This is a genomic window from Nostoc sp. (assembly GCF_036919895.1).
In the GTDB taxonomy this organism is placed as follows: Bacteria; Cyanobacteriota; Cyanobacteriia; order Cyanobacteriales; family Nostocaceae; genus Nostoc.
This window is the reverse complement of record NZ_JBALBW010000094.1, coordinates 1-757: the sequence shown is the minus strand read 5'-3', so window position 1 is coordinate 757 and position 757 is coordinate 1. Positions and strand designations below refer to the sequence as shown.

Annotated in this window: 1 pseudogene; it reads left to right on the top strand. The window is 46.2% G+C overall.

Going from position 1 to position 757, the window contains the following annotated elements:
- Nucleotides 1-757, top strand: a pseudogene (locus tag V7K55_RS27575) (calcium-binding protein); the annotation flags it as partial.

Below are 757 nucleotides of genomic sequence, written 5' to 3'. Positions count from 1 at the left end.
TTCAGCTTGATGCTGAGAGAGGTGGCGATACTTCATCCTTGCTCTTCTTGAAGAATCCATCCGATGTTCAAAAAGCTGTAGCACTACTGAATGATAAGAATTACTCATTTGATAGTGCGATCGATCCAAATACCGGGATGGCCTTTTCTACAGAGGATGCTGCTGCTCAGGGAACGGTACTGTATGGTCAAGGGATTATCAATGCCGGATTGGGAGATCCAGCAACCAGCGATCGCACTCCTGATATTGTTGTCGAACTCAATAATAGCTACTTTTTTGGTAACGCTACCAAGAAACGTGCAGAGCATGGTGGATTTACTGATGCTGACACTCATGTAGCCTTGATTGCTGGTAGTACTGGATTAGCCAGCAGTCTCCAAGGGACGACCAACACTCAAACCATTTCTACCACCCAAATTGCCCCGACTACACTACAGTCTCTAGGCTTAGATCCTAACCAACTTCAAGGTGTGCAGATTGACGGAACTCAGTTATTACCTGGCTTAACCCAGCCAGCGCCAGACATCACATTTGGTTCAACCAATAGCGATGATGTCACCGTCAACTCCAACCAAATTCTCTTCGCTGGTAACGGCGCAGATACAGTAGAATCTACGAATCCTAACACCACAGTTATGGCGGGTAACGGTGATGATACGGTATTTGTAGGCAGTAACTCTTCAGTGTTTGGCAATGATGGCAACGATCAAGTCTTTGTTGGTGCAGACGGTCAAGCTGGTAATACCAATGTCGATGG